This is a genomic window from Haloarcula rubra, from assembly GCF_019599465.1.
Classification (GTDB): Archaea; Halobacteriota; Halobacteria; order Halobacteriales; family Haloarculaceae; genus Haloarcula; species Haloarcula rubra.
This window is the reverse complement of record NZ_RKLR01000005.1, coordinates 51579-76857: the sequence shown is the minus strand read 5'-3', so window position 1 is coordinate 76857 and position 25279 is coordinate 51579. Positions and strand designations below refer to the sequence as shown.

The following is a 25279-nucleotide window of genomic DNA, read 5'->3' as shown; positions in this document are numbered from 1 at the left end:
TCGGCGTCGGACGGTGCTTAGACGCCGGTCGAGTACCGGAGCAGTCCGGCGACGCCGCCGAAGGCGGTCAGGAGTTGTTCGCCCTTCTCGAAGTCCGTCGAGATGAACATCGTCTCGGTCCCGCGCTGTTCGGCCAGTTCCATCAGATGGTCGATGGCGTCCTCGCGCTCGCCCTCCTCGGCGTCGACGCTCGCGGCACACCGCGTACAGTCGTGGTCGGGCGTGGCCTTGCTGCTGTCGATTAGGTCGAACTCGTCGTGGCCGTTCTCGCAGGTGTAGGCGACGACGTCCTTCCGGAGGTCCTCGGAGATGAGGAGCGTCTCGACGGCGCCCATGTTGAGGTTCTGCCGCGTCTGGTCGAACCCGTAGGTGGCCTTGTCGCCGTCGTGGAGTTGCTTGAAGAACTCCTCCATGACCTGCTTGTCCTCCAGCATCTCGTGCTGGGCCAGCACCTCGTCGGCGGCGTCGACGAGGTCGTAGAGGCCGGACTCGTCGGTGTAGGCCACGTCGAACTTCCCCAGCACCATGTCCTGCAGTTCGTGGTGGAGGTAGTCGCCGTCGAGGAACTCGTCTTTCGTCGGCGAGGGGCCGCCGACGAGGACGCCGTCCATCTCGTGACGGTCGGGGACGAACAGTTCGTTGGCCATCCCGGCCACCTCCTGATAGAAGTTGTCGATGGCTTCCAGACGGAGGCGGGCGAATCGCTGGGCGGACTGTCCACCTTTCCGCTGTTTCCCGGGCACCAGCGAGGAGGCGGACTTGACGGGTTCGACGCGCTTGCCCTTGAGCCACCCGACGTTGGCCTCGCGCCGGTCCAGCACGACGAGGCCGAACAGGCCCTTGTCGGCCAGCATCTCCTCCAGCGGTCCGGTGAGGAAGTTCGAGTCGCAGTGATACCGGAACGACTGGATGGGGTCCGGCGGGCTCTCCAGCACCTTCGTCACCATGTCGGTGCGGCCGCCCCCGGTGTCGATAGCGCCGGAGAACAACACCATCCCGTTCTCTGGCGGATTGTCGTAGTAGCGCAGACGGTCCTTGATGGAGGTCAAGGCGTCCTGCACGGCGGTGCGGGTGTCCTTCGACTTGATGTTCGATGCCTCGGAGTGCTCCTGGGTGACGTGGGCGACGACGTCGCTCAGCTGCTTGTCCTCGGGAACGTAGATAGAGACGAGTTGTGTCCCCGAGCCCTGGTAGCCTTTGAGTTCCTCGATTACCTTCCGGAACTCGTACTTCTGTTTGTCCGACTGCTCCTGTCCTTCCTGCTCGCTCATTACTCTGTTTTCGCCGACGTTGCGTAAGAACCTGTTGACAGCGAGGGACGCGACAAACGGGAGCGCCCTCGGAGAGCGAACGGGGTGGAACGAGTCGTGGACCGGCGGCGTGTGCGCCTGCGTACCGGTCAGCGGGAGTGCCGCGTGACGGCGAGCATCTGGACGGCGTCGGTCGACGGACTCGGAGCCGGCGAAATTGTCGCGTGCTAACAGTTAACGTGGTGGCGTTCGATGTCCGAGGTGCGCACCGACGGCACTCGTCGTACGGCGACGTTCTCGGCAGGGCGCTCACGAGGTACGACAATGTCCACAGAAGCCAACACGGAACTCGTTCGACGGTATCTCGACGCGTTCAACCGGCGTGACCGCGAGGCGATGACCGACATCCTCGCCGACGACGTGGTCGAACACGGCCCCCACGAGACACTGCGTGGCGTCGACGAGATACTGGAGTTCCTCGACGTCCACTTCGAGGCGTTCCCGGACTACGCGGGACGGACGGACCACGTCGTCGCCCAGGACGACAAGGTGGTCGTCAGATACACCGTCAACGGAACTCACTCGGGGACCTATCAGGGTATCGAACCGACCGGTCACACCGTCGAGTGGACGGGACTCGTCATGTATCGAATCGACGACGACGAAATCGCGGAGATCTGGCTCGAAGCCGACCGACTGGGACTCCTGGAGCAACTCGAAGCCTTCGACCCGCCGGCACACCTGCGTGTGTGAGCGGCGCCGGAGCCACCGGACAGTGCAGGAGCCCCATCTCGTCGTCACTCCTGCCAGCCCGGCTCCGGTGGCCCGCCGCAGTCGGGACACTCGGCGCCGTGTCGTAACTCCGTGGACTCGAACTCCCGACCACGGTGTGGTACTCCGGCGCAGGGACAGCCGGGTTTATATGAGTTCCCGTACAGGGGACACACAATCAGATTATGGCGGGGTACGTATGTACTGTCGCGGGCGGAAAAGGCGGCGTCGGGAAGACGACGACCGCGGTCAACGTCGGTGCCGGTCTGCAGGAACTCGGGTACGACGTGGCCGTCGTCGACGCGGACCTCGGGATGGCGAACCTCGGTGCGATGCTGGCGGTCGAACCCGAGCAGAGCCTCCACGAGATTCTGGCGGGCAACGCGGCGGTCAGCGAGGCGCTCACGGACGCCGCCGGTGGTCTGACGGTCATCCCCGGCGAGCAGTCCCTAGAGGCGTTCGCCGACGCCGACCCGGCGAAACTCCGGAAGGTCATCAAGACACTGCGTAACGCCTACGACGTCGTCCTCATCGACACCGGTGCGGGGCTGAGTCACGAAGTGGCGGTCCCGCTGGGACTGGCCGACGGCATCGTCCTCGTGACCACGCCCGACGACGTCGCCGTCGGTGACACCGTCAAGACCGCCGAACTCGCCGAGCGCATCGACGGCGAGGTCATCGGCGCCATCATCAACCGCGTCACCCGGCACACGGACGTCGCCGCCATCGCCGACCGGTTGGAGTTCCCGTTGCTGGCCGTCGTCCCCGACGACCCGCAGGCGACGACGGACGAGCCACTGGTCCTCAACCGGCCCGAGAGCCCCGCCGCCGACGCCTACCTCCGCCTGACCGACGCGCTCGAAGGCCTGTTCTTCGAGGGGGCGACCGTCGAGGAGGACGTCGACACCATCGTCGACGACAGTTGGTTCGTCGACGAGGAGGAGGTAACGGAGGCGGACACGGACGAGGAAGAGTCCGGCGGCGGCGTCTTCGGCCTGTTCAACTAGCCGTTCTGCTTCGACCCCGTCTCACATCGACGTCGGCGCTTCGACCCCGATGGCGTCGAGGGCGTTGGCGACCGTGTGGCGCGTACCCGCTACGAGCGCCAGCCGTGCCGCCCGCGTCTCGGGGTCGGCGTCTAGCACTGGACACTCCCGGTAGAAGGCGTTGAACGTCTCGGCGAGCGTGCGGGTGTACGTGGCGACGCTGTGGGGCTGGAGGTCCTCGGCCGCTTCCTCGATGACCGCGGGGAACTGGGCGATGACGCGAAGGAGGTCCCGTGCTTCGGGTTCGGTCAGCGCGTCGAAGTCCGCGTCGCTCGGGACCGTCTCGACCTCGTCCAGAATCCCGCAGCAGCGGGCGTGGATGTACTGGACGTAGGGGGCGGACTGGGCCTCGAAGTCCAGCGCGCGGTCCCACTCGAAGGTGATGCCCTTCGTCGGCTGTTTCGAGACGATGTCGTACCGAACCGCACCGATACCGACCTGATGGGCGATGCGTTCTACGTCCTCGTCGTCTAGTTCGCCGCGCGAGCGGTCGTCGAGCCGCGATTCGACCTCCTCGCGGGCGCGGGCGATGGCCTCGTCCAGCAGGTCGTCGAGGTCGATGCCGGTCCCCTCGCGGGTGCTCATCCCGCCCTCGGGGAGGTTGACCCACGAGTAGAACACCTGCCGGAGCTGGTCGGTGTCGTTGCCCAGCAGGTCGAGCGCGGCCGAGAGCTGGTCGGCCTGCAGTTTGTGGTCTTCGCCCAGCACCGTGACGGCGCGGTCGTAGTTGTCGAACTTCCACTCGTGGTGGGCGAGGTCACGCGTCGTGTACAGCGAGGTGCCGTCAGACCGGAGGAAGACGAGGTTCTTCTCGAAGTCGGGCAGGTCCAGTTGCCACGCGTCGTCCTCGTAGACGGCGCAGTCGAGTCCCTGCAGGCGGTCGACCAGTTCGTCGGTGCTGCCGTCGCGCATGAACCGCGTCTCCTTGACGAACTCGTCGAACTCGGCGGGGAGGCGGCCGAGCGTCGCCTGCATCCCGCCCAGCACGGTGTCGACGACTTCGGCGACGCGCTCGTACGTCTCCTCGTCGCCCTCCTCTAGGCCCTGCAGGATGGCCTGTATCTCGGCTTCGGCCGTCTCGACTTCGTCGGCGTCGCCGTCTTCGAGGAACGAGTTGCCCTTCCGGTAGTAGCGGACCATCTCGTACTCGGGGGAGTCACGTTCGGGTTCGGGGAGGTCGGACTCGTCGAACGTCTCGTAGGCCCACGTGAACACCGCTATCTGGCGGCCGGCGTCGTTGACGTAGTAGTGCCGGTCGACGTCGTAGCCGGCGTAGTCGAGCACACGGGCGACGGCGTCGCCGATGATCGGGTTGCGCGCTCGGCCGACGTGGACCGGGCCGGTCGGGTTCGCGGAGGTGTGTTCGACGACGACGCTCGTCTCGCGGTCCGGGAGGCGGCCGAAGTCGTCGTCGGTCGCCGCGTCGAGCGTCTCGGCGAAGTAGGCGTCGCTCGGGAGGAAGTTGACGTACGGTCCCTGCGTCGTGGCGGCACTGACGTAGGTCAGCGAGTCGACGTCGATGGCGTCGGCGACGTCGGCCGCGACCTTCGGCGGCGGCGCACCGACCTCGCCGGCGAGTCGGAACGCCGCGCTCGACGCGAGGACGGCGTCGACGTCTTCCGGCGGTTCCTCGATACCGAGGTCCTCCGTCGGGAGGTCGAGGGTGTCCAGTGCGGCTTCGAGGGCGTCCTCGACCTCCGCACGCATCTGTAGAAACATACCGGGTGTATCGGAGGCCCCGATTTAGCCTTAACGAAGCGGAGTAGCGGCGTGGTGTGGCGACCGGCGGCGGGTGCCGCGGACCGCCGCCCCCGTCACCCCAGTAGCTGGGGTGCGGCGATGATGAACACGAGACTGCCTATCATCGCGAGCGAGATGCCGAGCGTCGTCGTCGTCACGACGCGCCGCCGGTTCGAAATCGGGAGTCTGGAGACGACCGACTCCGAGCAGACGCGCAGGATGTGGCCCCCATCCAGCGGATACGTCGGCACGAGGTTGAACTGCCCGGCGACGAGGTTTATCCACCCGGTCCAGAACAGGAGGTTCGCGAGCAGGAACACGCCGCCGGTCCCGAGGACGCTCAGCGGGCCGGAGACGGTGAAGAAGTTCGTCGCGATACCGGTGAAGCCCGCGAAGTTGTACTGGAACCCCAGCGCGGCCGTCGCGAACGGCAGGGCGATGGACGCGCCGACGAGCTGCGGGAAGGAGAGCGAGTCGAACCGCGTCTCCTCGGCCGGGTTCCCACCGATGAGCGCGAGGAACGTGTTCGCGGGGTAGGCCTGTATCCCGAAGTCGTTGACCGTGAACCCGCTCGTCCCGCGAGCGACGTAGTCGACGCCGATGCCCGGGTCGAGGTCGGAGCGTTCGGTCAGCGTGACGTCGTAGACCTGCCGTTCGCCGCCGGTGTAGCCGGTGATACGAACCTCCTCGCCGGGTCCGGAGTCCGAGAGCGACCCGAAGACGGCGCTGGCGTTGGGCGTCCGCTGGCCGTCGACGCTGGTGATGTACAGCGCCTGGCCGATCGGAGCACCCTCGGCTGCGAGCGGGCCGTCTTCGGCGACGAGGGCGTAGCCGCCCACGGGCGTCGTGACCGTCTCACCGTCGTCCAGCGTGAACGTCGCGACGCTCCGGTTCTCGACCGCCTCGCGGAACTGGGTCGTCGTCCTGACCTCCGTCCCGTTCACGGCGACGACGGTCTGGTTGATGCCCAGCGGACTTCCCTCGACGGCGCTATTGACCACCACCGACCGCCTGACAGTTCTGGTCTCGCCGTCGCGGAGGCCCACGTCGACGGTGCCGCCGGCCCGTTCGAGTCGCCGGTCGAGTTCGCTACTGTTCGCGACCGGCTGGCCGTCGACGGTCGTGATGACGGCACCGCTGTCGATGCCGGCCTCGTCGGCCGGCGACTGGGGGAGCGTCCCGCCGATGGGGACGCCGCCGACGACGGAGATGGCGCCGACGACGGGGCCGAACAACAGCGCCAGACACAGCAACGCGACGGCGAAGTTGTTCGTCACGCCGGCGACGTACATCCGAGCCTGCGCCCCGCGGTCCGCCTTCTGGACGCCCTCCTCGTCGGGTTCGACGAACGCGCCGAGCGGGACGAGCGCGACGCTCGCGATACCCATCGACTCGATGTCGATGTCGCCCACCCGACAGAGGAGGCCGTGCCCGCCCTCGTGGACCAGCAGCGTGATGGCGAACCCGGCGACGATCTCGGGTGCGACGGACAGGGGGAGGAAGTCGTTGACGCCCGGAATCACGAGGACGTTTCGGGGTTCGGTGAGCTGTGAGGGTTGGGGGTCGACCACGGCCTGATACGCACCGAGGACGACCAGTAGGAACGACCCAACCATCACGACTAACGCGACGCCGAACCCGACGTTGGTCCAGGCCCGCCAGAACCGCTTGGGTCTGGCTAGCCGCTCCAGGAGAATCTTCCCCTTCTGCGTGTGAATCGTCGTTATCGGACCGCTGAAACGGATGAAATCGGGAACCACACCGCGGGCCTTCAGTGCCATCGCCACCAGCGTGTAGGCGACGACGCCGGCGAGGACCCACGTGAGCGTGCTCACCATGTACCGGAACGTGGGGCCAGCAAAGCAAGAGGGTTCGGGTTCGCCCTCCGTCGTCGGGTCTCCTCACTCGGCCAGTGCACCGGTGCCACTTCGCGGCTGCTCACGCCTCGCGTCGCAACCGCTGCACCACGAAGTCCTGGTCGAGTTTCGCGACGAACGGCCCGAGCTGTGGTCCCTCGGTGTCGTCGAACAGCAGGCGGTAGCCCGCCGCGAAGAACTCGCCGATGTCGACGTCGTGGCGCTTCGCCGTCTCGTATATCTCGCCCTGTATCTCGTCGCCGTCGTGGCCCTCGGCGACGAACGCCGCGAGGTCGTCCAGCGCGGCTTCGGTGGCGTCGTCGAACTCGGCGTCGGGCATCTCGGCCCGCTTGAGTTCGTAGTCGAACTCGTTGTTCGTCCGCCGGGCCCAGTTGCGGGCGCGTTCGACGCGGGCCAGCGCTCCGTCGACGGCCCACTCGGGGGCGTCGTCGGGGATGTGGCCCTCCTTCCGGGCGATGTCCTCGCGCAGGGCGGGGTCGTCGGTCATCCCCAGCACCGCGGCGAAGGTGTAGGGGATGCGGACACGCTCTTCTCGGGGGTCGTCGACGACCATCGGGTAGGCGCGCTCGGCGCGTTCGACCTCGCTCTCGTCCCGTGGCTCGACCTCGCCGAAGTAGACGGCCTCGAAGCGGTCGAAGTCGTCGACCAACCGGTCGACGCTCTCGACGGAGAAGTCCCGCTGTTTCCGGGGGTTCTTCGTGAAGAAGTACTTGAACACCTCCGGCTCCAGAATCTCCAGCACCTCGTCGACGGTGACGACGTTGCCCGACGAGGACGAGAGCGGTTCGCCCTCCAGCGTGAACCACTCGTACACCATCGGGACCGGCGGGTCGACGTCGAGGACGTTCCGGGCGATATCCTCCCCGGAGGGCCACGACCCCTCGGCGTGGTCCTTCCCGAACGGTTCGAAGTCGACGCCGAGAATCTCCCACTGGGCGGGCCACTCGAAGCGCCACGGGAGTTTACCGTCCCGCAGGCCGGCGACGCCCTCGTGGCCACAGCCCTCGATAGTCTGGTCGCCGGCCTCCACGTCCTCACAGACGTAGTGGACCTCGCCGGCCTCTAAGTCGACGTCGGTGACGCCCTCGGTGAGTCTCCCGCACTCCTCGCACTGCGGGACGAACGGGACGTAGTCCTCGTCGACCTTGTTCTGGTACTCGGCCAACACGTCGCGGGCACGGTCCGCGCGTTCGAGGACGCGGCGGGTGACGGCCTCGAACTCGCCGTCTTCGTACAGTTGAGTGTTCGAGACGAACTCGACGTCGACGCCGACGAGTTCGGCACTCTTCTTCAGCAGGTTCGTGAAGTGCGCGCCGTAGGAGTCACAGCAGCCGAAGGGATCCGGGATGTCCGTGTACGGTTTCCCGAGATTCCGACCGAGTGCGCCCGCGTCGACCTCGCCCAGACCGACGACGTTCCACTCCAGGTCCGCGAGTTGGCGGGGGACCTTCCGCAGGCGGTCCTTGTCGTCGGCGGTGAACACCTGTCGGACCTCGTGGCCCCGGTCACGCAGGGCCTCGGCGACGAAGTACCCGCGCATTATCTCGTTGAAGTGACCGATGTGGGGCACGCCCGACGGCGAGACGCCGCCCTTGATGACGATAGGGTCTTCGAGGTCCCGGGATTCGACGACATCCGCCACCGCGTCCGCCCAGAACGCCTGCTCGGAACTCCGGCCGACCTCGTAGGGGTCGAGCACCGTCTCACTCATCGTCGGGGAGGATGGTGGTGCCGTCGTAGTCGTCGCTCAGCACGGCCCGTTCGACCGCGCTGGGGTCGCTACCGTCGACCACCGCGGCGGTGATGGACGAGCGCTTGAGCACCTTCGTCGCGAGCAGGTCGATGGGGGCGTTCGACCCGGCAGAACCAAGCGACTCGCCACGGGCGACCAGTTCGACGAGGTCCGAGGCCCGGATCTCGTCGTACCGCTCGGCGTCGGGGTCCTCGTTGGGGTCGGCGTCGAAGACGCCGGGGACCGACGTCGCGAACACGAGGCGGTCGGCGTCGACGTACTCGGCCAGCGCCGCGGCGACGGCGTCGGTGGTCTGTCCGGGGACCACACCGCCCATGACGGCGACATCGTCGCGGTGGAGCGCCGTCGCGGCCTCCTCGTAGTCTTCCGGGATAGCAGGTGCGGCCACGTCGCCGTCGAGCGCCGACAGGAGGAGGCGAGCGTTCAGCCGCGTCGTGTCGATACCGAGTTGGTCGAGTTCGCCCTCGTTCGCGCCCAGCGAGCGGGCGGCCCCGATGTACTGCCGAGCGACGGGGCCACCACCGACGACGACGCCGAGCGTCTGGTCGGCGACGACCAGCGACTCGACGACGTCGGCGTACGCGGCGACCCGGTCTGCATCCAGGTCCGGGACGAGGACGCTGCCACCGATAGAGACGACTGTCTTCATTGTCTCGCCGTAGCCGCGATGCGTTCTTAAGGGTTATCAAGCCCGCTCACACCCCCCACACCGCCGGACGGCAGACGGACGTCTGACACGAAACCGGCAAGATGGGCCGTCAAAAGTCCGGAAAACCGTTGAGAATGGGGTGTTCCACACCGTTCACCGCGCTCATCTACCGCGTAGTGATTACAACCTCAAAACAGATTATAAAACGTCTAAAAGATTCTGGAACCGTCGTAAAATATGCCTTTCACGCTGATTTGGGCTGAAAGACCCCGAAGCGACGCGAAGCTTCCTTTCTTTATATACTCCCTCCGACACAAGGCGTAGTCGAGGTGACAAAGATGAGCGCTACTGCAACGCCCTCCGGTGAGGAAGAGCCCTCCAAAGAACAGCGTCTCAAGTCCTTCCTCGCAGAGAAGGCCGCCGACGGCGAGATGTACTTCAAGAGCAAGTTCATCGCGGACGAGGTCGGCCTCTCCCCGAAAGAGATAGGCGCGCTGATGGTGAAACTCAAGGACAGTGCCTCGGAGATAGAGGTCGAGAAGTGGTCGTACACGAGCGCGACCACCTGGCGCGTCGAACCCGCGTAACGCCGCTGTCCGGTGTCCGCCCGACCCCCAGCTACGGTCCCCCTGTTCTCCGTCCGCGGGCACGGCATATTTGTGCCCGCACGCTGTACTGTTCGGTGATGAGTCGCCCTGCCGACGAGCCTCCGTCACCCGCCGACGTAGCGGGTGCGTTCCACGTCGCCGCCGTCCGTCGGGACGGCGACACGGTCCGATACTTCGGGGACCCGCTGGTTCCGCCGGACGCCGTCGTCGACGAACTCGCGCCGCTGTTCGCTCGGCGCGGGTTCGACCTCCGGCTCGAACGCCAGTCCGCGACGGGGACGACCGACGGCGGGCACGACCTCGTCTCCGCACCGTCACAGCCGTACGCGCTGGTCGCGGAACCGGCCACTACGGGCCACGACGGCGTGCCGTGGCTCAACGTCGCCCTGTTGCTCGCGACCATCGGTTCGGCGCTGTACGTCGGCGCGAGCAGTTGGTACTACATCCCCGTCACCGAGCAACCACTCCGCGTCTTCGAGGCGTGGCCGTTCGTGGCGGCGATGCTCGGCGTGCTGGGCATCCACGAACTCGGCCACTACGCCGCCGCCCGCTACTACGGCGTGGACGTGACGCTCCCGTACTTCATCCCGTTCCCGTCCCTGCTCGGGACGCTGGGTGCGGTCATCAACATCCGCGGGCAGATTCCCGACCGGCGGGCGCTGTTCGACATCGGCGTCGCCGGCCCGCTCGCGGGGTTGGTCGCGACGGTCGTGGTCACCGTCGTCGGTCTCACGTTGGAACCGATAACCGTCCCCCAGAGCGTCTTGAACGGTGGTGCCGAGTACGCGTTCCGCTTCCACGACCCCCTGCTCATGCAGGGGTTGCAGGGGTTCGTCGAGTTCGTCGGCTGGGGCGTCGAGTACGGCCCCAACGAGGCGGTCCATCCCGTGGTCTTCGCCGGGTGGGCCGGGATGTTCTTCACCTTCCTGAACCTCCTGCCCGTGGGCCAACTCGACGGCGGGCACATCGTCCGTGCCATCGTCGGGCAGCGACAGGAGACCATCGCGGCGGCGGTGCCGGGCGCCCTGTTCGCACTGGCCGGGTTCCTGTATCTCACGCGTGACGCCCCGCCCATCGGGTTCGGGGTCTGGTCGCTGTGGGCGTTCTGGGGCCTGTTCTCGACCGGACTGGCCTACGCCGGTCCCGCGCGGCCGACGGTCGACGAACCGCTCGACCGACGACGGACGCTCCTCGGCGTCGCCACGTTCGCGCTCGGTATCGCCTGTTTCACGCCGGTCCCGTTCGAAATCGTGCTCGCGTGACCCGTCGAGACACACACTTTTGCAACCCGCTAAACCGCTTCAGAGGGCGGCTTAAACTATCTCGACGTCTCTGTTGACGCCTCACCGTCGAAAGATACCCAATGGGACGGAGAAAGCGACGTTAAGCGCATAACGGCACGCTAAGCGGTCACAACGGTCGGCGGTTTATACGAGGCCCCAGTCGGTAGTCGGGACTGGCGTATGAGTTCCCACCGCTGTGGCACCCCCGCTGACGACCCGAGTACCGACAGCGAGGCGGCCGAACTAACCCACGAAGAGCGTGCGACGGCCGCCGCCAGAGCCGTCGAGCAGGTCGCGACGGCGCTGGCGAGCGAGCGCTAGTGCGAGTAGCCCCGGTCCGCGAGCGGTTCGCCGTCGAGCGTCACCCCGTCCTCGGTGACGGTCCCGATACGGTGTAGCGGACACGGGACGGCCTCGCGTGCGGCCGCGAGGTCCGTCTCCGGTACCGCACACACCAGTTCGAAGTCCTCGCCGAAGAACACGCCCAGTTCGCGGCGCTCCTCGGCGTCTCCGGCCACCGTATCGACGGCGTCGGCTATCGGGAGCGGTCCCGAGAGGGCGGCGCCGCAGTCGCTGGCCCCACAGAGTTGATGTACCGACCGCGCCAGTCCGTCGCTCGAATCGAGCATCGCCGTCGCGTATTCTCGCAGGGCGACGCCCGCCGCCACCCGTGGTTCGAACCGGAACAGGTCGTTCGCTCGCTCGGTCTCGCCGCGCTCGAACAGGCGGAGCGCGGCCCCCGACCGACCCAGCGTCCCGGTGACACACAGTGCGTCTCCCGGTGACGCCCCCGACCGGAGGACGGGGTCGTCGGCGTCGCCCAGCGCCGTCGTCGCGACGGTGAACTCCTCGTGCCCGTCTAGGTCGCCGCCGACGTACTCGGCGGCGACCGACTCGCAGACGTCGACGGCCCCGTCGAGGAACGCCGTCAGTTCGTCGGCGTCGAACGCGGGGGCGGCGTAGACGGCCACCGCGGCCGTCGCGTCGGCGCCCATCGACGCCACGTCCGACAGCGACGCACCGACCGCCCGCCAGCCAGCGGTGTAGCGGGTCGTCCCCTCGGGAAAGTCCGTCCGGTCGTGGAGCATGTCGGTGGTGACGACCTGTCCGTCGACTACGGCACAGTCGTCGCCCGCGGCCGGGAGGTGGTCGCCGATGAGCGCGAGCGCTGCCTGCTCGTCCATACGCGTGGGTCGTGGCCGGGGGGCAAAACGCTCGGGGATATCCGGCGGTCGGTACGTTGAAAGCCGAGACGCCCGACGGGCACCCTATGGACGGCAATCGGGTGGCGACGGTCGCGGGGTTCGCGGGGGCGTCGCTCGTCCTCGCCGTCCTCGTCTGGGTCGTCGGCGTCGACCGGACCCTGCAGGCGCTTCTCATGGCCGACCCCGCCGCGCTGGCCGTCGTCGTCGGCATCGCTGTCGTCTGGTTGACCTCGTGGGGGATGGCTCTCTGGTCGGTGCTCCGGGCACTCGAGACGGCGGTTCCGGCCCACACCGCCGTCCTCGTCTACGCGGCGGCCGTCTTCTCGAACAACGTCACCCCGTTCGGGCAAGCCGGCGGCGAACCGCTGTCGGCGCTGCTCATCTCCTCGGCGGCCGACAGCGAGTACGAGACGGGACTGGCCGCAATCGCCAGCGTCGACACCGCCCACTTCGTCCCCTCTATCGGCTACGCCATCGTCGGGTTCACGTTCGTCGCGGCGGGGGCCGTCCGGCTGGGACGGAACCTCGTGTTCGCCGCCGTCGCCGTCGCCGTCCTCGCGGTGGGGTTGCCCGTCGCGGCGTATCTGGGGTGGCGCTACCGCTACGAACTCGAAGCCGCCGTCGTCAGGCTTTTCACACCGCTGATTCGGCTGTTCGGGAAAGTGGTCCCGCGGCGGTCGCCCCCGACGACGGCCGTCGTCGAGACGCGCATCGAGAGCTTCTTCGCGGCTATCGACCGCATCGCCACCGACCGGACGACGCTGCTCCAGACGCTCGGCTTCTCCGCGCTCGGGTGGGCGTGTCTGGCGGCCTCGCTGTGGACGTCGCTGTACGCCGTCGGCCACACCGTTCCGGTGGCGACGGTGTTGCTCGTCGTCCCCGTCGGGAGCATCGCGAGCATCGTCCCGCTTCCCGGTGGGTCCGGCGCCATCGAGACGGTGCTGGTGACGCTGCTCGTCTCGACGGTGCCGCCGCTCTCGGGGCCGGCGGCGGCGTCGGCGGTGCTCATCCACCGCGGTGCGACCTACTTGCTCCCGACGCTCGTCGGCGCTGGCGTCGCGAGCGCCCTCGGCGCGGGCCGTGCGGCGGCCAGCGCGGGGGAGTGAACGGTTCACGCCCGGAGGCGCGAACGATGCGCTTAAATGACGCCGACGGAAAGCAAGTGCCAATGACGACACTCTACGACGCGCCCGCCGAGGACCTCATCGAGGCCCTCACCGAGAAGCTCGAAGCCGAAGACGACATCGAGGCCCCCGAGTGGGTGGCCGTCGCCAAGACCGGCGTCGACCGCGAACTGCCGCCCGAGCAGGAGGACTTCTGGGCACGACGTGCCGCCAGCCTCCTCCGGAAGGTCGCCGTCGACGGCCCCGTCGGCGTCAGTACCCTCCGCTCGGCGTACGGCACCTCGAAGCAGGGCACCACCCGCTACCGCGTCCGCCCCCACCAGAAGTCGAAGGGGTCGGGCAACATCATCCGCACCGCGCTCCAGCAACTCGAAGACGCCGGCTACGTCGAGACCAGCGAGAACGACGGCCGCCGCGTCACCGGCGAGGGACAGGCGCTGCTGGACGACACGGCCGGTGAGGTCATCCAGGACCTCGACCGTCCGGAACTCGAGCGCTACGCGTAACGCCGCTCTCTCCTGTTTGGCGGTCCGAAATCGTTTTCCGGCCGTCGCCGGTAGTTTCTGGTACTCATGAGTGGCGACCCCAGCGAGGAGGAGCTAGAGGAACTCCGCAAGAAGAAGATGGAACAGCTCAAAGAACAGCAGCAGGGCGAGGGCGACGGCGAGGCCCAACAGGCCGCACAGGAACAGGCCGAAGCCCAGAAGAAGGCGGTGTTGCGCCAGCACCTCAGCGACGGCGCGCGCAAGCGACTCAACACGGTCAAGATGTCGAAACCGCAGGTCGGCGAGCAGGTCGAACAGCAGGTCGTCGCGCTGGCCCAGAGCGGCCGCATCCAGGACCAGATAGACGAAGAGCAGATGAAGGAACTCCTCTCGGAACTCACCCCCGACTCGAAGAGCTTCGACATCAAGCGCCGGTAGATGCACTGCGGACTGCTGTACAGTGCCGGCAAGGACTCGACGCTGGCGGCGCTCTTGTTGGACCCGTTCTACGACGTGACGCTGGTCAGCGGCACGTTCGGCGTCGTCGACCCGTCGCCGGCCCGCGAGTCGGCCGCCGCGGTCGGGTTCGCCCACGAGACGGTCGACCTGGACCCCGACGTGGCCCACGCCGCCGTCGACCGGATGCACGAGGACGGCTACCCTCGCAACGGCATCCAGCGGGTCCACGAACACGCCGTCGAGACGGTGGCCGCCGGCGGGTGGACCGACTCGCTCGACGCCGTCGCCGACGGGACCCGCCGGGACGACCGGGTGCCGACCGTCGACCGACCGCTGGCCCAGAGCGTCGAGGACCGCTTCGACGTGGACTACCTCGCACCGCTGGCGGGCGTCGGCCGCGGTGCCATCGACGCGATGGCCGCCCGACGCCTCGACGTTGAGGCGGGTCCGAGCGCCGAGATTCCGAAGGCCGACTACGAGGTGGAACTGCGGGCGCTGCTGGCCGACGAACACGGCGCGTTGGCCGTCGACGAGGTGTTTCCCGAGCACACGCAGTCGCGGGTTGTCGGACTGCGGTGAGTGTCCTGAGCACCGCCCTCACTCACTTCGCTCACAGTTCAGAACGGACAGGTTCAAGCGCGCCCTGCCTGTACGCGGGTGTATGTACGACCGCGTCAAGGGCTTTCGCGACTTCTACCCCGAGGAGATGCAGGCGCGTCGGTGGGCCATGGACACGCTGGAGTCCGTGGCCAAGCGCTACGGCTTCCGGGAGATCGGGACGCCCGCGCTCGAACCGACCGAGATGTACACGGACAAGAGCGGCGAGGAGATAGTCGAGGAACTGTACAGCTTCGAGGACAAGGGCGGCCGGAGCGTCGCGCTGACCCCCGAACTGACTCCCTCCGTCGCCCGGATGTTCGTCGAGAAGCAACAGGCGCTCTCGAAGCCGGTCAAGTGGGTCTCGACCCGCCCGTTCTGGCGCTACGAGCAGGTCCAGCAGGGCCGCTTCCGGGAGTTCTACCAGACCAACGTCGACATCTTCGGGTCCTCGGACCCCGCCGCCGACGCCGAGGTGCTGGCCGTCGCCGTCGACATGCTGACCGACCTCGGCCTGACGAGCGAGGACTTCGAGATTCGCGTCTCCCACCGCGACATCCTCTCGGGTCTGCTCGAATCGTTCGACGCCGACGTGGACACCCGCGAAGCTATCCGCGCCGTCGACAAACGGGCGAAGGTCGACCGGGACGAGTACCTCGACTCGCTGTACGAGACCGGCCTCAGCTACGACCAGGCCGAGGCGTTCGACGAGTTACTCCAGAGCAGTGAAGACGAACTCGACACGCTGGCAGAGCGCTCCGAGGCCGTCGCCGAGGCGACCGAGAACCTGCGTGCGGTCCTCGCGGCGACCGAGGATTTCGGGGTACGCGACCACCTCACGCTGTCGCTGACCACCGCCCGCGGACTGGACTACTACACTGGCGTCGTCTTCGAGTGTTTCGACTCGACCGGCGAAGTCTCCCGGTCGGTGTTCGGCGGCGGCCGCTACGACGACCTCATCGAGGGCTTCGGCGGCCAATCGACGCCCGCCGTCGGGTTCGCGCCCGGCCACGCGACCCTGCAACTCCTCTGTCAGCGCGCCGGCGTCTGGCCCGAGGAGACACTCTCGACGGACTACTACGTCCTGCAGGTCGGCGACACCCGCGCTACGGCCGCCCGCATCGCTCGTGACCTGCGGGAACTGGGGCACGTCGTCGAGGCGGACGTCGCCGACCGCTCGTTCGGCGCGCAGATGGGCTACGCCGACGGCATCAACGCCGAGACGGTGGTCATCGTCGGCGAACAGGACCTGGCCAACGACGAGGTGACGCTGAAGGAGATGGACGAGGGCGAGCAGATATCGGTTCCGGTCGACGACTTCCCCGGCGACCACGACCGGCCGACGTTCGACGATTTCGCCTAGAGCGGCCGTTCCATCTCGTGTTCGGCCCGGTCGCGCAGGCGCGTCTCGAACCCGACCTTGTCGTACAGTTTCATCGCGACGTGGTTGGTCCGCGAGACGGCCAGCCAGACGTGGTCGAAGCCGTTCTCCTGCCCGTGGCCGAGCAGTACCTCGATGAGTCGTGTCCCGATGCCGGCCGACTGGTAGTCGGGATGGACGAAGATGGCCAGTTCGGAGCCGTCGCCTTCGGGCACGAGGACGGCGTGGCCGACGGCGTCCTCGCCGTGCCAGACGACGACGTTCAGCCCTTCGTCGAGCAGCGTCTCGACCCACTCGCGTATCTGTTCCTCACCCCGCGGTGGGACCCCCTGTGCGCGGGAGTCGGAGTCGAACTCGGCGTACATCGACACGAGCGGCGTCGGGTCGCCCGTGTACGCCTCGACGTCGACCGTCCGGTCTTCCTGGTCGGTGAACGTGACCGGCGGGCGCGGGAACTGACGGACCTCGTCGGCGGACGGAGCCATTGTGTCGGCGATACGGTGTCGACGGCCCTAAACCCGTCTATCGTTCCCAGCGACCGGGAGTCGGGCCGCACAAGTGCCCGCCCGACGAACGTCGACCATGCGCGCGTATCGGGTCGCCTACGACGGCCGGCCGTACAACGGGTTCCAGCGCCAACCCGACGTCCCGACCGTCGAGGACGAACTGCTGGACGCGCTGGACCGACTCGGCGTCCGTGACCGTGCGGCGGGGCCGCCCGAGGGGTACGCCGCCGCCGGCCGGACCGACGCCGGCGTCTCCGCCCTCGCCCAGACCGTCGCCTTCGAGGCCCCCGACTGGCTCTCGCCCTCGGCGTTCAACAGCGAACTGCCGGCGAGCGTGCGGGCGTGGGCCAGCGCCGACGTCCCCGACGGCTTCCACGCGACGCACGACGCCGACGAACGGACCTACGCCTACCACCTCCACGCGCCCGACGCCGACGACGGACGGGCCCGGGACACGTTCGCGGCGCTCCGTGGCGACCACGACTTCCACAACCTCACGCCCGACGACGACGGGACCGTCCGGACGCTCAACGGCGACCTCGTCCGCGACGGCGACTACCTCGTCCTCGAACTCCGTGCAGGCGGGTTCTGCCGGCAGTTGGTCCGCCGCGTCGTCGGCCTCGTCGCCGAAATCGCCCGCGGCGAGTCCCCGCCGTCGAAGGTCGACCGGGTCCTCGACGACGCCCCGCTCTCCGGTCCCGAGGGCGTCGCGCCCGCCCCGGCCTACCCGCTCGTCCTGACGGCTGTGACGTATCCCGGCGTCACGTTCGCGGCCGACCCCGACGCTCTGGCGAGCGCCCGCGAGGTGTTCGCCGACCTGCGGGCCGAGCGCCAGACCGCGGCGAGAATCGCCGGAACCGTCCGTGACGGCCTGCCGTAGGCCGGAAAGGCTTACCTCGCCGCCTCGCTTAGGCCGGGCCATGAGTTCGGTACCCGCACGCAGTGACATCGACGAGAGCTACAAGTGGGACCTCGAGTCCCTCTTCGCCACCGACGAGGACTGGGAGGCCGCCTACGAGGAGGCCGAATCCCTCGTCGAGGACCTCGAAGCCTACGAGGGGCGGGCGACCGAGGACGCCGCGACCCTGCTGGCGACGCTGGAGACCTACGAAGACCTGATGCGGACCGTCTCGAACGTCGCCTCATACGCCCGGATGCGCAAGGACGAGGACACGACCGACGACACGTATCAGGCGCTGACCGCTCGCTCGCAGTCGCTCTCCTCGGACGCGAGTAGCGCCGCCTCCTTCCTCGAACCGGAACTGCAGGAGTTGGAGTGGGACGACATTGAGGCGATGATGGACGCGGAACCCGAACTCGAAGCCTACGAGCACTACTTCGACGACGTGCTCCGGATGAAAGAGCACACCCGCTCGGCCGAAGTCGAGAACCTGCTGGCGGAACTGGGCGAGGTCACGGGTGCGCCGGGCGAGGTGTACAACATGCTGGCCAACGCCGACATGGAGTTCCCGACCGTCGAGGACCCCGACGGCGACGACCAGCCGATTACCCTCAACAACTTCACGACGCTCCAGAAACACCCGGACCGGGACTTCCGCCAGCGGGTGTACGAGGCCTTCTACGACGAGTGGGAGGGCGTTCGAAACGCCGTCGGCACCGCGTACAAGAACGCCGTCAAGACCGACGTGAAGATGGCACAGGCCCGCAACTACGACACGGCTCGCGAGGCCGCCCTGAACGGCCCCAACGTCCCCGTCGAGGTGTACGACACGCTGGTCGACGCCGTCCACGACAACCTCGACACGCTCCACCACCACGCCGAACTGAAGCGGGAGGCCATCGGCGCCGACGAGTTGCGGATGTGGGACCTCTACACCCCGCTCGTGCAGGAGGAGTCGCCCGAAGTCGACTACGAGCAGGCCTGTGAGTACGTCACCGAGGCCGTCGCACCGCTGGGCGAGGACTACCAGTCCCGACTGGCCGAGGGCCTGGAGTCGCGGTGGGTCGACGTCTACGAGACGAAACACAAGCAGTCGGGTGCCTACTCCGGGGGCACCTACGACTCTCAGCCGTTCATCCTGATGAACTACCAGGACGACGTCGAGTCGATGTACACGCTGGCCCACGAACTGGGCCACTCGATGCACTCGGAGTACACCAGCGAGGAGCAACCGTTCGTCTACTCGGGCTACGAGATATTCGTCGCCGAAGTCGCCAGCACGGTCAACGAGACGCTCCTGACCCACCACCTGCTGGAGACCGTCGAGGACGAGCGACTGCGCCGACACGTCCTCAACGAGTACCTCGAGCGGTTCCGGTCGACGCTGTACCGCCAGACCATGTTCGCGGAGTTCGAGCAGGAGACCCACGAGATGGCCGAGAACGGCGAACCGCTGACGCCGGACCGTCTCGACGACCTCTACGCCGACCTCAAGGGCGAGTACTACGCGCCCGCCGAACTCGACGACCGAATCGCCCGCGAGTGGATGCGCATCCCGCACTTCTACCGGGCGTTCTACGTCTACCAGTACGCGACCGGCATCTCCGCCGCCGTGGCGCTGGTCGACGGTATCCTGGAGGAGGGCGAACCGGCCGCCGAGCGCTACGTCGACTTCCTCCGCAGTGGCTCCCGGGAGTACCCGCTGGACCTCCTGCGCGGCGCGGGCGTCGACATGGCCAGCCCCGACCCGGTGAACGCGGCGCTCTCGACGTACGGCGACTACCTCGACGAGTTCGAACGCCTGCTCTAGAGTGGGCTTTGCCGGGCCCGGCGGCGGGTCGGCGACCGCTGGAGCGTATAAATACGTTTCACTCAGTACACCACCCAAAGGCACTTTGTGTCTCAACCGTGTAGTACCGGCCACCCAAATGTCGCGTAGTCCCTCGCTTCCGGAGCGGCCACGGTTGGACCTCGACCCCGACATGACGCCCGAAGAGCGTCTGGAGGCACTCCGGGACCACTTCGAAGACATCGTCCGTGTCAACGAACAACTCACCGAACAACTGAACGACGCCCGTGACCGTCGGCAGGACCTCACCGACGAGGTCGACCAGCTAGAACGGGAGAACGAGACGCTGAAGACCTCCTCGCTGTACATCGCGACGGCCGAGGAACTCACCGACGACGGCGTCGTCGTCAAACAGCACGGCAACAACCAAGAGGTTCTGACCGAAGTCTCTCCCTCTATCCGTGACTCGCTGGAGGCCGGCGACCGCGTCGCCATCAACGACTCCTTCTCGGTCAAGGAGATTCTCGACCCCGAGACCGACGCCCGCGCACAGGCCATGCAGGTCGACGGGTCACCGGACGTCACCTACGACGACATCGGCGGCCTCGAAGAGCAGATCCGCGAGGTCCGCGAGGCCGTCGAGGAACCGCTCGTCAACGCCCAGCAGTTCCGCGACGTGGGCATCGAACCGCCCAGCGGCGTCTTGCTCCACGGCCCGCCGGGGACGGGCAAGACGATGCTGGCGAAGGCCGTCGCCAACGAGACCGACGCCACCTTCATCAAGATGGCCGGGTCCGAACTGGTCCGGAAGTTCATCGGCGAGGGCGCGCGACTCGTCCGCGACCTGTTCGAACTGGCCAGCGAGCGCCAGCCAGCCATCATCTTCATCGACGAGATAGACGCCATCGCCGCGAAGCGAACGGAGTCGAAGACCAGCGGCGACGCCGAAGTCCAGCGGACGATGATGCAACTGCTCTCGGAGATGGACGGCTTCGACGACCGGGGCGAGATTCGCATCATCGCCGCGACCAACCGCTTCGACATGCTCGACCGCGCCATCCTCCGGCCCGGCCGGTTCGACCGCCTCATCGAGGTGCCCAACCCCGACGTCGCGGGCCGCGAGCGTATCCTCGAGATCCACACCGAGGAGATGAACCTCTCCGAGGACGTCGACCTGCGAGCGATGGCCCGCGAGACGGACGGCCTCTCCGGCGCGGAACTGGCCTCGCTCGCGACGGAGGCCGGGATGTTCGCCATCCGCGACCAGCGGACCACGGTCGAACAGCGGGACTTCCGCGACGCCCTCGAGAAGATTTCGCAGGACGAGGAGACGGGCAGTCAGCCGGTCGCCTTCGCCTAGAACCCATTTTCACTGCGTCGGGTGGCCTGCGGCCACCGCGACACGCGGCGACTACTACACGTCGCCTTGGTCACTCGCCGCTGGCGCCACGCGAGACGAGGTAGTCCCGTCCGCGGAACGTGTACCGACGCGCGTCGCGCTCGTCGCCGACCACGCTGTCGACGACGTGGGCGTCCGTGCGGACCACCACTCGGTCGACGTCGGCCGAGAGGAACGGGAGGGCGTTTCGGAGGCCGCGCCCGTCGCCGCCGAACCGGCTGGGTCGCATCACCTGTTCGGCGACGACGCGCTCGCCGCCGGCAGCGGCGTACTGGAGCGTGAACGTCGCGTCGGGCGGGTGGTCGTCGTCGCCGTACCGCTCGCTCGTGACCGTGACTGTCGACCCGTCGCGCTCGGTGGTCACGTCCGCCGTGGGCGCCACCGTCGCCGGGTCGCCGACGAGTTCGACCAGCGCGCCGCTCTCCGGTTCGGGGTGGCCGTAGCCGGCGACGACGGCGTACTCCCCGCCGCCGAGGTGTCCGCGCGTGAGGCCGCCGTGACAGTCCCCGCCGGTCGGGACCGCCTCGCCGTTGAACGCCCGGAGCGGCCACTGTTTCCGCTCGCCCGGCGACAGGAGTCGGCAGTCCGAGGTGTGTATCCACGGCCCGACGCGGAACCACTCGCCGTCGACGAGCTTGTACAGGTTCCAGTGGCCACACCGGAGCCGCTCGTGGCTGTGGTTGACCACCTCGAACGCGACGAGGCCGTCGAGGTCGACGCGCTCGGTCGAGGGGCGGACGAACGCGACCGTCTCGGCGTCGGCCTCGTGGTACCACTGGACGTCGCCGTCACCGGGGAACGCCGGGAGCGACCGCCCGGCGAAGCGCGAGTCCGTGTCGGGACCGGGACTGGTCGTATCCCAGACGCTCAGTGTCGCCTCGTCGCCGAACTCGTACGTGCCGGTCGGGCGTTCGGACATCCCCGGCGACCCGACCACCTCGTACTCCAGTCGGACCCACTCGCCGGGGGCCAGCCGACGGGTCTCGGTCAGCCACGGGCCGACGTCTTCGACACGCCAGTACCCGGTCTCGTCGCGGACGACCGCCGGGACCGCCGCCGCGAGGTCGTTGCGCTCGGTCGGTGCGAGGTGGAGACTGGCCTCGTGGTCGTAGCCACGCGGTTGCTGGGCGCGGATGTCGCCGACGACGGGAATCCGCCGAACCCGAAACGTGTTCTCGAAGTCGTTCCCGTTCCTGAGCCACCCCCGGAGTCGAGCGGGGTGGTCGGCCGTCGCGGTGCGGTCGAACCACAGCGCCACCCGTCCGCCGTCGTCCGCGCGGATGTACGGCGAGAGCGCGTAGGTCCGTGGCCCGGTCTCCAACTCGACCACGTGCGGTGGCTCTGCCGGCCGTGGTGGGTCGCCGGTCCGCCGGTCCGTCTCGGTGTCCCTCTGTGGTTGTGAGTGGTCGGTCGTGTCTGTCTCCGGCGGGTCCACCGCCGTGTGTTCCGGGTCGCCCCCGCCGTCGCCGAACGAACAGCCCGCGAGACCGGCGCCGGCGGCAGCGAGCGAGGTGAGGAGGGCGCGTCGTCGCATGCTCTCGGGGTCGTCCCCTCGTAGTAAACGCTTTCTGGACGGTCAGCCGCGGTTTGAGCGACGCGACGCCGCGCGATTTAAGCCACCCCGTCCGGTAGCGACTGGCGTGCACGAGCGCGGCCACACACGACGGGCGTTCCTCGCCGGCGTCGGCACCGCCGTCGCCGGGTCGCTGGCTGGCTGTCAGTCCGGGTTCGACCCGCTGGCCTCCACGCCACTGGACGAGTTCGCGGCGACGCAGTTCCGGCAGGGCCTCCTGAATCAGGGCTACACCGACCGGTCTATTCCGGTGAACGTCGAGAAAGCGTGGGAGCTACCGACCAACCGCGGCGACCACACCGCGGCCAAGGGGAGTCCGGTGCTGGCGCCGACCGATGACCTCGTCGTCGCCGACGACACCGGGCGAGTGCGGGCCATCTCCACCGACGGCGAGGTGCAGTGGGCGACGACCATCACACAGGCCGGGCGTGGGAGCCACGGCACGGCCGCCGTCGCCAACGAGACGGCCTACGTCGGCACCTACGACGGGGCGGTGTCGGCGCTCGACCTCGAAACCGGCCGGCGTCGCTGGCGGACCGACCTCGGCGACGCCATCGGCGCGAGTCCGACCTACTACAACGGCGTGCTGTACGTCGCCGTCGAACACGCGGCGCCCAGCGGGAGCGTCGCGGCCGTCGACGCCGCCACCGGCAGTGTGCAGTGGCGCGACTCGCGGCCGACGAACCATCCGCACTCGACCGTGGCGCTCTCCCGAGACGACGGCCGCCTGCTGTTCGGGTCGAACGACGGCCACGTCTACGCGTGGTCGTTCCCCGACCTCGAACGGGCGTGGACCCACGACACCGGCGGCGACGTGAAGGCGCCCATCGCCGTCGTCGACGGCCTCGCCGTCGTCCCGTCGTGGGCCGGCACGGTCACTGCGCTGGACGTCGCAGACGGCGCCGTCGCGTGGGAGTTCGAGGCCGACGCGGACCTGATGTGTGCGCCGGCCGTCGACGGCGGGACCGTCTACGTCGGGAGCCACGACGACAACCTCTACGCCATCGACCTCGAGAGTGGCGAAGAACGGTGGCGCTTCGACACCGACGGGTGGGTCATCGGGAGCGCCGTCGCCACGCCGGACCACGTCCTCGTGGGGTCGTATACGAGTACGCTGTACGCGCTGGGCCGCGAGAGCGGCGACGTGACGTGGGCCGTCGACAACCGCGGCCACGTCACCAGCGCGCCGCTGGTCACGGAGGACGCGATTTATTACACGGAACGAGCGGTCGACGGTGAGGCCGACCGGCCGGGCTATCTGTACAAACTCGTCGCGGCCTGAGGAACCGCTCTACGTCCGGCGTTCAGGCGTTCGACGTCCACCGCGACGATTGGACCCACCGACGTGGGTGGGAGCGTTCCGGTGGTCGTGTCTCGAGCAGTCGCGGGTTCGAGGATAGCTAGTCTGACTCGGCGGTGGCGTCGTGACTCGCGGTGGCCTGCACGTCGGCGCCGTCGGCGTGGAACTCGCCGAGCGTGTTGTACAGGCCGCGCTCGTAGATGTCCGGGTCCTTGCTGATGCCGATGTGCGACCCTATCTTCGCGTCGGCCCAGTACGCGCTGTGTGGCCCCTCGAACAGGCGCTTGAGCAGCTGCGGGGCGACGTCCATCTTCACCCACCCGTCGTCGTAGTCGTCGGTGTCGAGGTTCCGCGTGTAGTCGAACCCACTGCCGTCCATCGACAGTTCCAGACAGACGTCGTCGACCAGCGGAATCAGGACGGTGGTGTCCGTCTCGTAGCCGATGCGGGCGCGTTTCCCCTCCATGTTCTCGTAGGCCAGCGGGACGTACGCCCGGAACTCGTCGAGGGTGGGCATCGGGTCGGACTCGTAGTCGAACTCGCGGGGGGCGAGTTCCTCCTCGATGTATCGCTGTTTCGCCGCGGGGTCGACCGGTTCGAACGGAGCCGAGCGCTCGCCCGTCGTCACGTCGATGTACTCCCCGGAGTTGAGGAAGACGCACTCGTGGGCGTCGTCGGTGTTCGCCTCGAAGAACGCCTTCGCGTCCTCGCGCGGTGGGTTGGCAGTGTACTCGTTGAGGTGTGCGAGGTCACCCGCGAGGACGTACTCACCCGCGAAGGGCATGTAGTAGGTCGGTTCGAACAAGTCGATGAAGTTCAGCGCGAGTTCGTGTTTCTCCTGGATGACCCGGTCGCGCTCGGCTATCTTCTCTTCGTGGTCGTAGTTCGTCACCGCCTGCGGGTAGAACTGCGCGGCGCTGTACTGGTGACAGAGCATGTCCACCTCGCCGTAGTCGGCCTTTATCTTCTCGCAACTGGGCTCGGCGATGGGGTAGGGGCAGTCGTTCGTGTTGACGAGGGTCTCCTCGCCGTCGTCGATGACCGCCATCGAGTCGACCTGCGTCGACCCGGTCTGGTCGGCCTCCGTGTCGTACCACGTACACCCGAAGAAGTTGCCACAGCGCTCGGGGTCACAGCCGTCGGCGGCGAGGACGTTGATGTGCGTGTCGCCGCCGAGGTGGGTCCGTTCGTCGTGTGGGAGTTCGACGGCCTCGAACCCGAGGGCCTCGACGGCCTCTCTCAGGTAGTCCCAGCGGTAGTCGTGGATGAGGACCGGGATGTCGGTGTCCATCCGTTCGAGGCTCTCCGGGTGGAAGTGGTCTGGGTGGACGTGGGAGACGTAGATGTAGTCGACGTGATTGAAGTCTTCGGGATCGAACTCCGGCGCGGGGTAGTGGGCCCACGACCCGTAGTACGCGCCGTCGACGAGCCACGGGTCACAGAGGACGGACACGTCGTCTGTCTCGACCAACACCGCCGCCGATTCCAGATACGTCACTTGCATTGCCGGGAGCGAGGGCTGGACCGGTCATTGTTATCACCGCATTGTCCAGAATTAGACAGGACTTTCGAGACGCCGAAAC

At 67.8% G+C, this 25279-nt stretch carries 23 protein-coding genes; 14 read left to right on the top strand and 9 right to left on the bottom strand.

Annotation, left to right across the window (positions count from 1 at the left end; genetic code table 11):
• Nucleotides 1-17: 17 nt before the first annotated feature.
• Nucleotides 18-1271 (bottom strand): peptide chain release factor aRF-1, encoded by a 1254-nt coding sequence (prf1, locus tag EGH21_RS13715; protein ID WP_220619053.1) that lies wholly within the window; start codon nucleotides 1269-1271, stop codon nucleotides 18-20.
• A gap of 303 nt (nucleotides 1272-1574) precedes the next feature.
• Here prf1 and EGH21_RS13710 point away from each other — a divergent pair, with 303 nt between their 5' ends.
• Both EGH21_RS13710 and EGH21_RS13705 read left to right on the top strand, forming a co-directional pair.
• Complete coding sequence (locus EGH21_RS13710; protein WP_220619052.1) at nucleotides 1575-2003, top strand: ester cyclase; 429 nt, start codon at nucleotides 1575-1577, stop codon at nucleotides 2001-2003.
• 203 nt (nucleotides 2004-2206) lie between these two features.
• Nucleotides 2207-3028 (top strand): MinD/ParA family ATP-binding protein, encoded by an 822-nt coding sequence (locus EGH21_RS13705; protein ID WP_220619051.1) that lies wholly within the window; start codon nucleotides 2207-2209, stop codon nucleotides 3026-3028.
• 21 nt (nucleotides 3029-3049) lie between these two features.
• Here EGH21_RS13705 and argS read toward each other — a convergent pair whose 3' ends face one another.
• The 4 genes from argS to pyrH form a co-directional block, all read right to left on the bottom strand.
• Nucleotides 3050-4786, bottom strand: coding sequence for an arginine--tRNA ligase (gene argS, locus EGH21_RS13700; protein ID WP_220619050.1), 1737 nt, complete (start codon nucleotides 4784-4786; stop codon nucleotides 3050-3052).
• 95 nt (nucleotides 4787-4881) lie between these two features.
• Nucleotides 4882-6645, bottom strand: a complete 1764-nt coding sequence (locus tag EGH21_RS13695) for a site-2 protease family protein (RefSeq protein ID WP_220619049.1) — start codon at nucleotides 6643-6645, stop codon at nucleotides 4882-4884.
• Between the two features lie 100 nt (nucleotides 6646-6745).
• Complete coding sequence (gene lysS, locus EGH21_RS13690) at nucleotides 6746-8395, bottom strand: lysine--tRNA ligase (RefSeq protein WP_220619048.1); 1650 nt, start codon at nucleotides 8393-8395, stop codon at nucleotides 6746-6748.
• Nucleotides 8388-9086: a UMP kinase gene (gene pyrH / locus EGH21_RS13685; protein ID WP_220619047.1), complete on the bottom strand. Its 699-nt coding sequence runs from the start codon at nucleotides 9084-9086 to the stop codon at nucleotides 8388-8390. Before pyrH ends, lysS begins: the two co-directional genes overlap by 8 nt.
• 338 nt (nucleotides 9087-9424) lie before the next feature.
• Here pyrH and EGH21_RS13680 point away from each other — a divergent pair, with 338 nt between their 5' ends.
• The 3 genes from EGH21_RS13680 to EGH21_RS13670 all read left to right on the top strand — a co-directional run bounded on the left by EGH21_RS13680 (nucleotide 9425) and on the right by EGH21_RS13670 (nucleotide 11298).
• A complete protein-coding gene (locus tag EGH21_RS13680) occupies nucleotides 9425-9673 on the top strand; it encodes a DUF7123 family protein (RefSeq protein WP_220619046.1) in 249 nt (82 codons plus the stop codon).
• A 98-nt stretch (nucleotides 9674-9771) separates the two neighbouring features.
• Nucleotides 9772-10956: a site-2 protease family protein gene (locus EGH21_RS13675; protein WP_220619045.1), complete on the top strand. Its 1185-nt coding sequence runs from the start codon at nucleotides 9772-9774 to the stop codon at nucleotides 10954-10956.
• Nucleotides 10957-11157: 201 nt separating this feature from the next.
• Nucleotides 11158-11298 (top strand): hypothetical protein, encoded by a 141-nt coding sequence (locus EGH21_RS13670; protein ID WP_220619044.1) that lies wholly within the window; start codon nucleotides 11158-11160, stop codon nucleotides 11296-11298.
• Here the strand turns inward: EGH21_RS13670 and thiL are convergent.
• Complete coding sequence (thiL, locus tag EGH21_RS13665; RefSeq protein ID WP_220619043.1) at nucleotides 11295-12161, bottom strand: thiamine-phosphate kinase; 867 nt, start codon at nucleotides 12159-12161, stop codon at nucleotides 11295-11297. The two genes, EGH21_RS13670 and thiL, sit on opposite strands and share 4 nt — an antisense overlap.
• An 86-nt stretch (nucleotides 12162-12247) precedes the next feature.
• Here thiL and EGH21_RS13660 point away from each other — a divergent pair, with 86 nt between their 5' ends.
• The 5 genes from EGH21_RS13660 to hisS all read left to right on the top strand — a co-directional run bounded on the left by EGH21_RS13660 (nucleotide 12248) and on the right by hisS (nucleotide 16210).
• Nucleotides 12248-13288 carry a lysylphosphatidylglycerol synthase transmembrane domain-containing protein gene (locus EGH21_RS13660; protein ID WP_220619042.1) on the top strand — a complete coding sequence of 347 codons (1041 nt, stop codon included), beginning with the start codon at nucleotides 12248-12250 and terminating at the stop codon, nucleotides 13286-13288.
• Between the two features lie 62 nt (nucleotides 13289-13350).
• The gene (locus EGH21_RS13655) at nucleotides 13351-13812 is read left to right on the top strand and encodes a 30S ribosomal protein S19e (protein ID WP_220619041.1); all 462 of its coding nucleotides are present in this window, start codon (nucleotides 13351-13353) and stop codon (nucleotides 13810-13812) included.
• Between the two features lie 66 nt (nucleotides 13813-13878).
• The gene (locus EGH21_RS13650) at nucleotides 13879-14229 is read left to right on the top strand and encodes a DNA-binding protein (RefSeq protein ID WP_220619040.1); all 351 of its coding nucleotides are present in this window, start codon (nucleotides 13879-13881) and stop codon (nucleotides 14227-14229) included.
• Entirely contained in the window at nucleotides 14230-14829 is a 600-nt protein-coding gene (locus EGH21_RS13645) for a DUF7411 family protein (RefSeq protein ID WP_220619039.1), read from the top strand.
• Between the two features lie 82 nt (nucleotides 14830-14911).
• Nucleotides 14912-16210 carry a histidine--tRNA ligase gene (gene hisS / locus EGH21_RS13640; RefSeq protein WP_220619038.1) on the top strand — a complete coding sequence of 433 codons (1299 nt, stop codon included), beginning with the start codon at nucleotides 14912-14914 and terminating at the stop codon, nucleotides 16208-16210.
• Here the strand turns inward: hisS and EGH21_RS13635 are convergent.
• The gene (locus tag EGH21_RS13635; protein WP_220619037.1) at nucleotides 16207-16713 is read right to left on the bottom strand and encodes a GNAT family N-acetyltransferase; all 507 of its coding nucleotides are present in this window, start codon (nucleotides 16711-16713) and stop codon (nucleotides 16207-16209) included. The two genes, hisS and EGH21_RS13635, sit on opposite strands and share 4 nt — an antisense overlap.
• Before the next feature lie 97 nt (nucleotides 16714-16810).
• Between EGH21_RS13635 and truA the strand changes: the two genes are divergently transcribed.
• The 3 genes from truA to pan2 all read left to right on the top strand — a co-directional run bounded on the left by truA (nucleotide 16811) and on the right by pan2 (nucleotide 20784).
• The gene (gene truA / locus EGH21_RS13630; protein ID WP_220619036.1) at nucleotides 16811-17614 is read left to right on the top strand and encodes a tRNA pseudouridine(38-40) synthase TruA; all 804 of its coding nucleotides are present in this window, start codon (nucleotides 16811-16813) and stop codon (nucleotides 17612-17614) included.
• A gap of 40 nt (nucleotides 17615-17654) precedes the next feature.
• Complete coding sequence (gene pepF, locus EGH21_RS13625) at nucleotides 17655-19445, top strand: oligoendopeptidase F (protein WP_220619035.1); 1791 nt, start codon at nucleotides 17655-17657, stop codon at nucleotides 19443-19445.
• 118 nt (nucleotides 19446-19563) lie between these two features.
• Nucleotides 19564-20784: a proteasome-activating nucleotidase Pan2 gene (pan2, locus tag EGH21_RS13620; RefSeq protein WP_220619034.1), complete on the top strand. Its 1221-nt coding sequence runs from the start codon at nucleotides 19564-19566 to the stop codon at nucleotides 20782-20784.
• 70 nt (nucleotides 20785-20854) lie between these two features.
• Here pan2 and EGH21_RS13615 read toward each other — a convergent pair whose 3' ends face one another.
• On the bottom strand, nucleotides 20855-22357 hold the full coding sequence (locus EGH21_RS13615) for a hypothetical protein (protein ID WP_220619033.1): 1503 nt from the start codon (nucleotides 22355-22357) through the stop codon (nucleotides 20855-20857).
• A 106-nt stretch (nucleotides 22358-22463) separates the two neighbouring features.
• Here EGH21_RS13615 and EGH21_RS13610 point away from each other — a divergent pair, with 106 nt between their 5' ends.
• Nucleotides 22464-23678, top strand: a complete 1215-nt coding sequence (locus EGH21_RS13610) for an outer membrane protein assembly factor BamB family protein (protein ID WP_220619032.1) — start codon at nucleotides 22464-22466, stop codon at nucleotides 23676-23678.
• 118 nt (nucleotides 23679-23796) lie between these two features.
• Here the strand turns inward: EGH21_RS13610 and EGH21_RS13605 are convergent, their stop codons facing one another.
• On the bottom strand, nucleotides 23797-25200 hold the full coding sequence (locus EGH21_RS13605) for an MBL fold metallo-hydrolase (RefSeq protein ID WP_220619031.1): 1404 nt from the start codon (nucleotides 25198-25200) through the stop codon (nucleotides 23797-23799).
• Nucleotides 25201-25279: the final 79 nt, after the last annotated feature.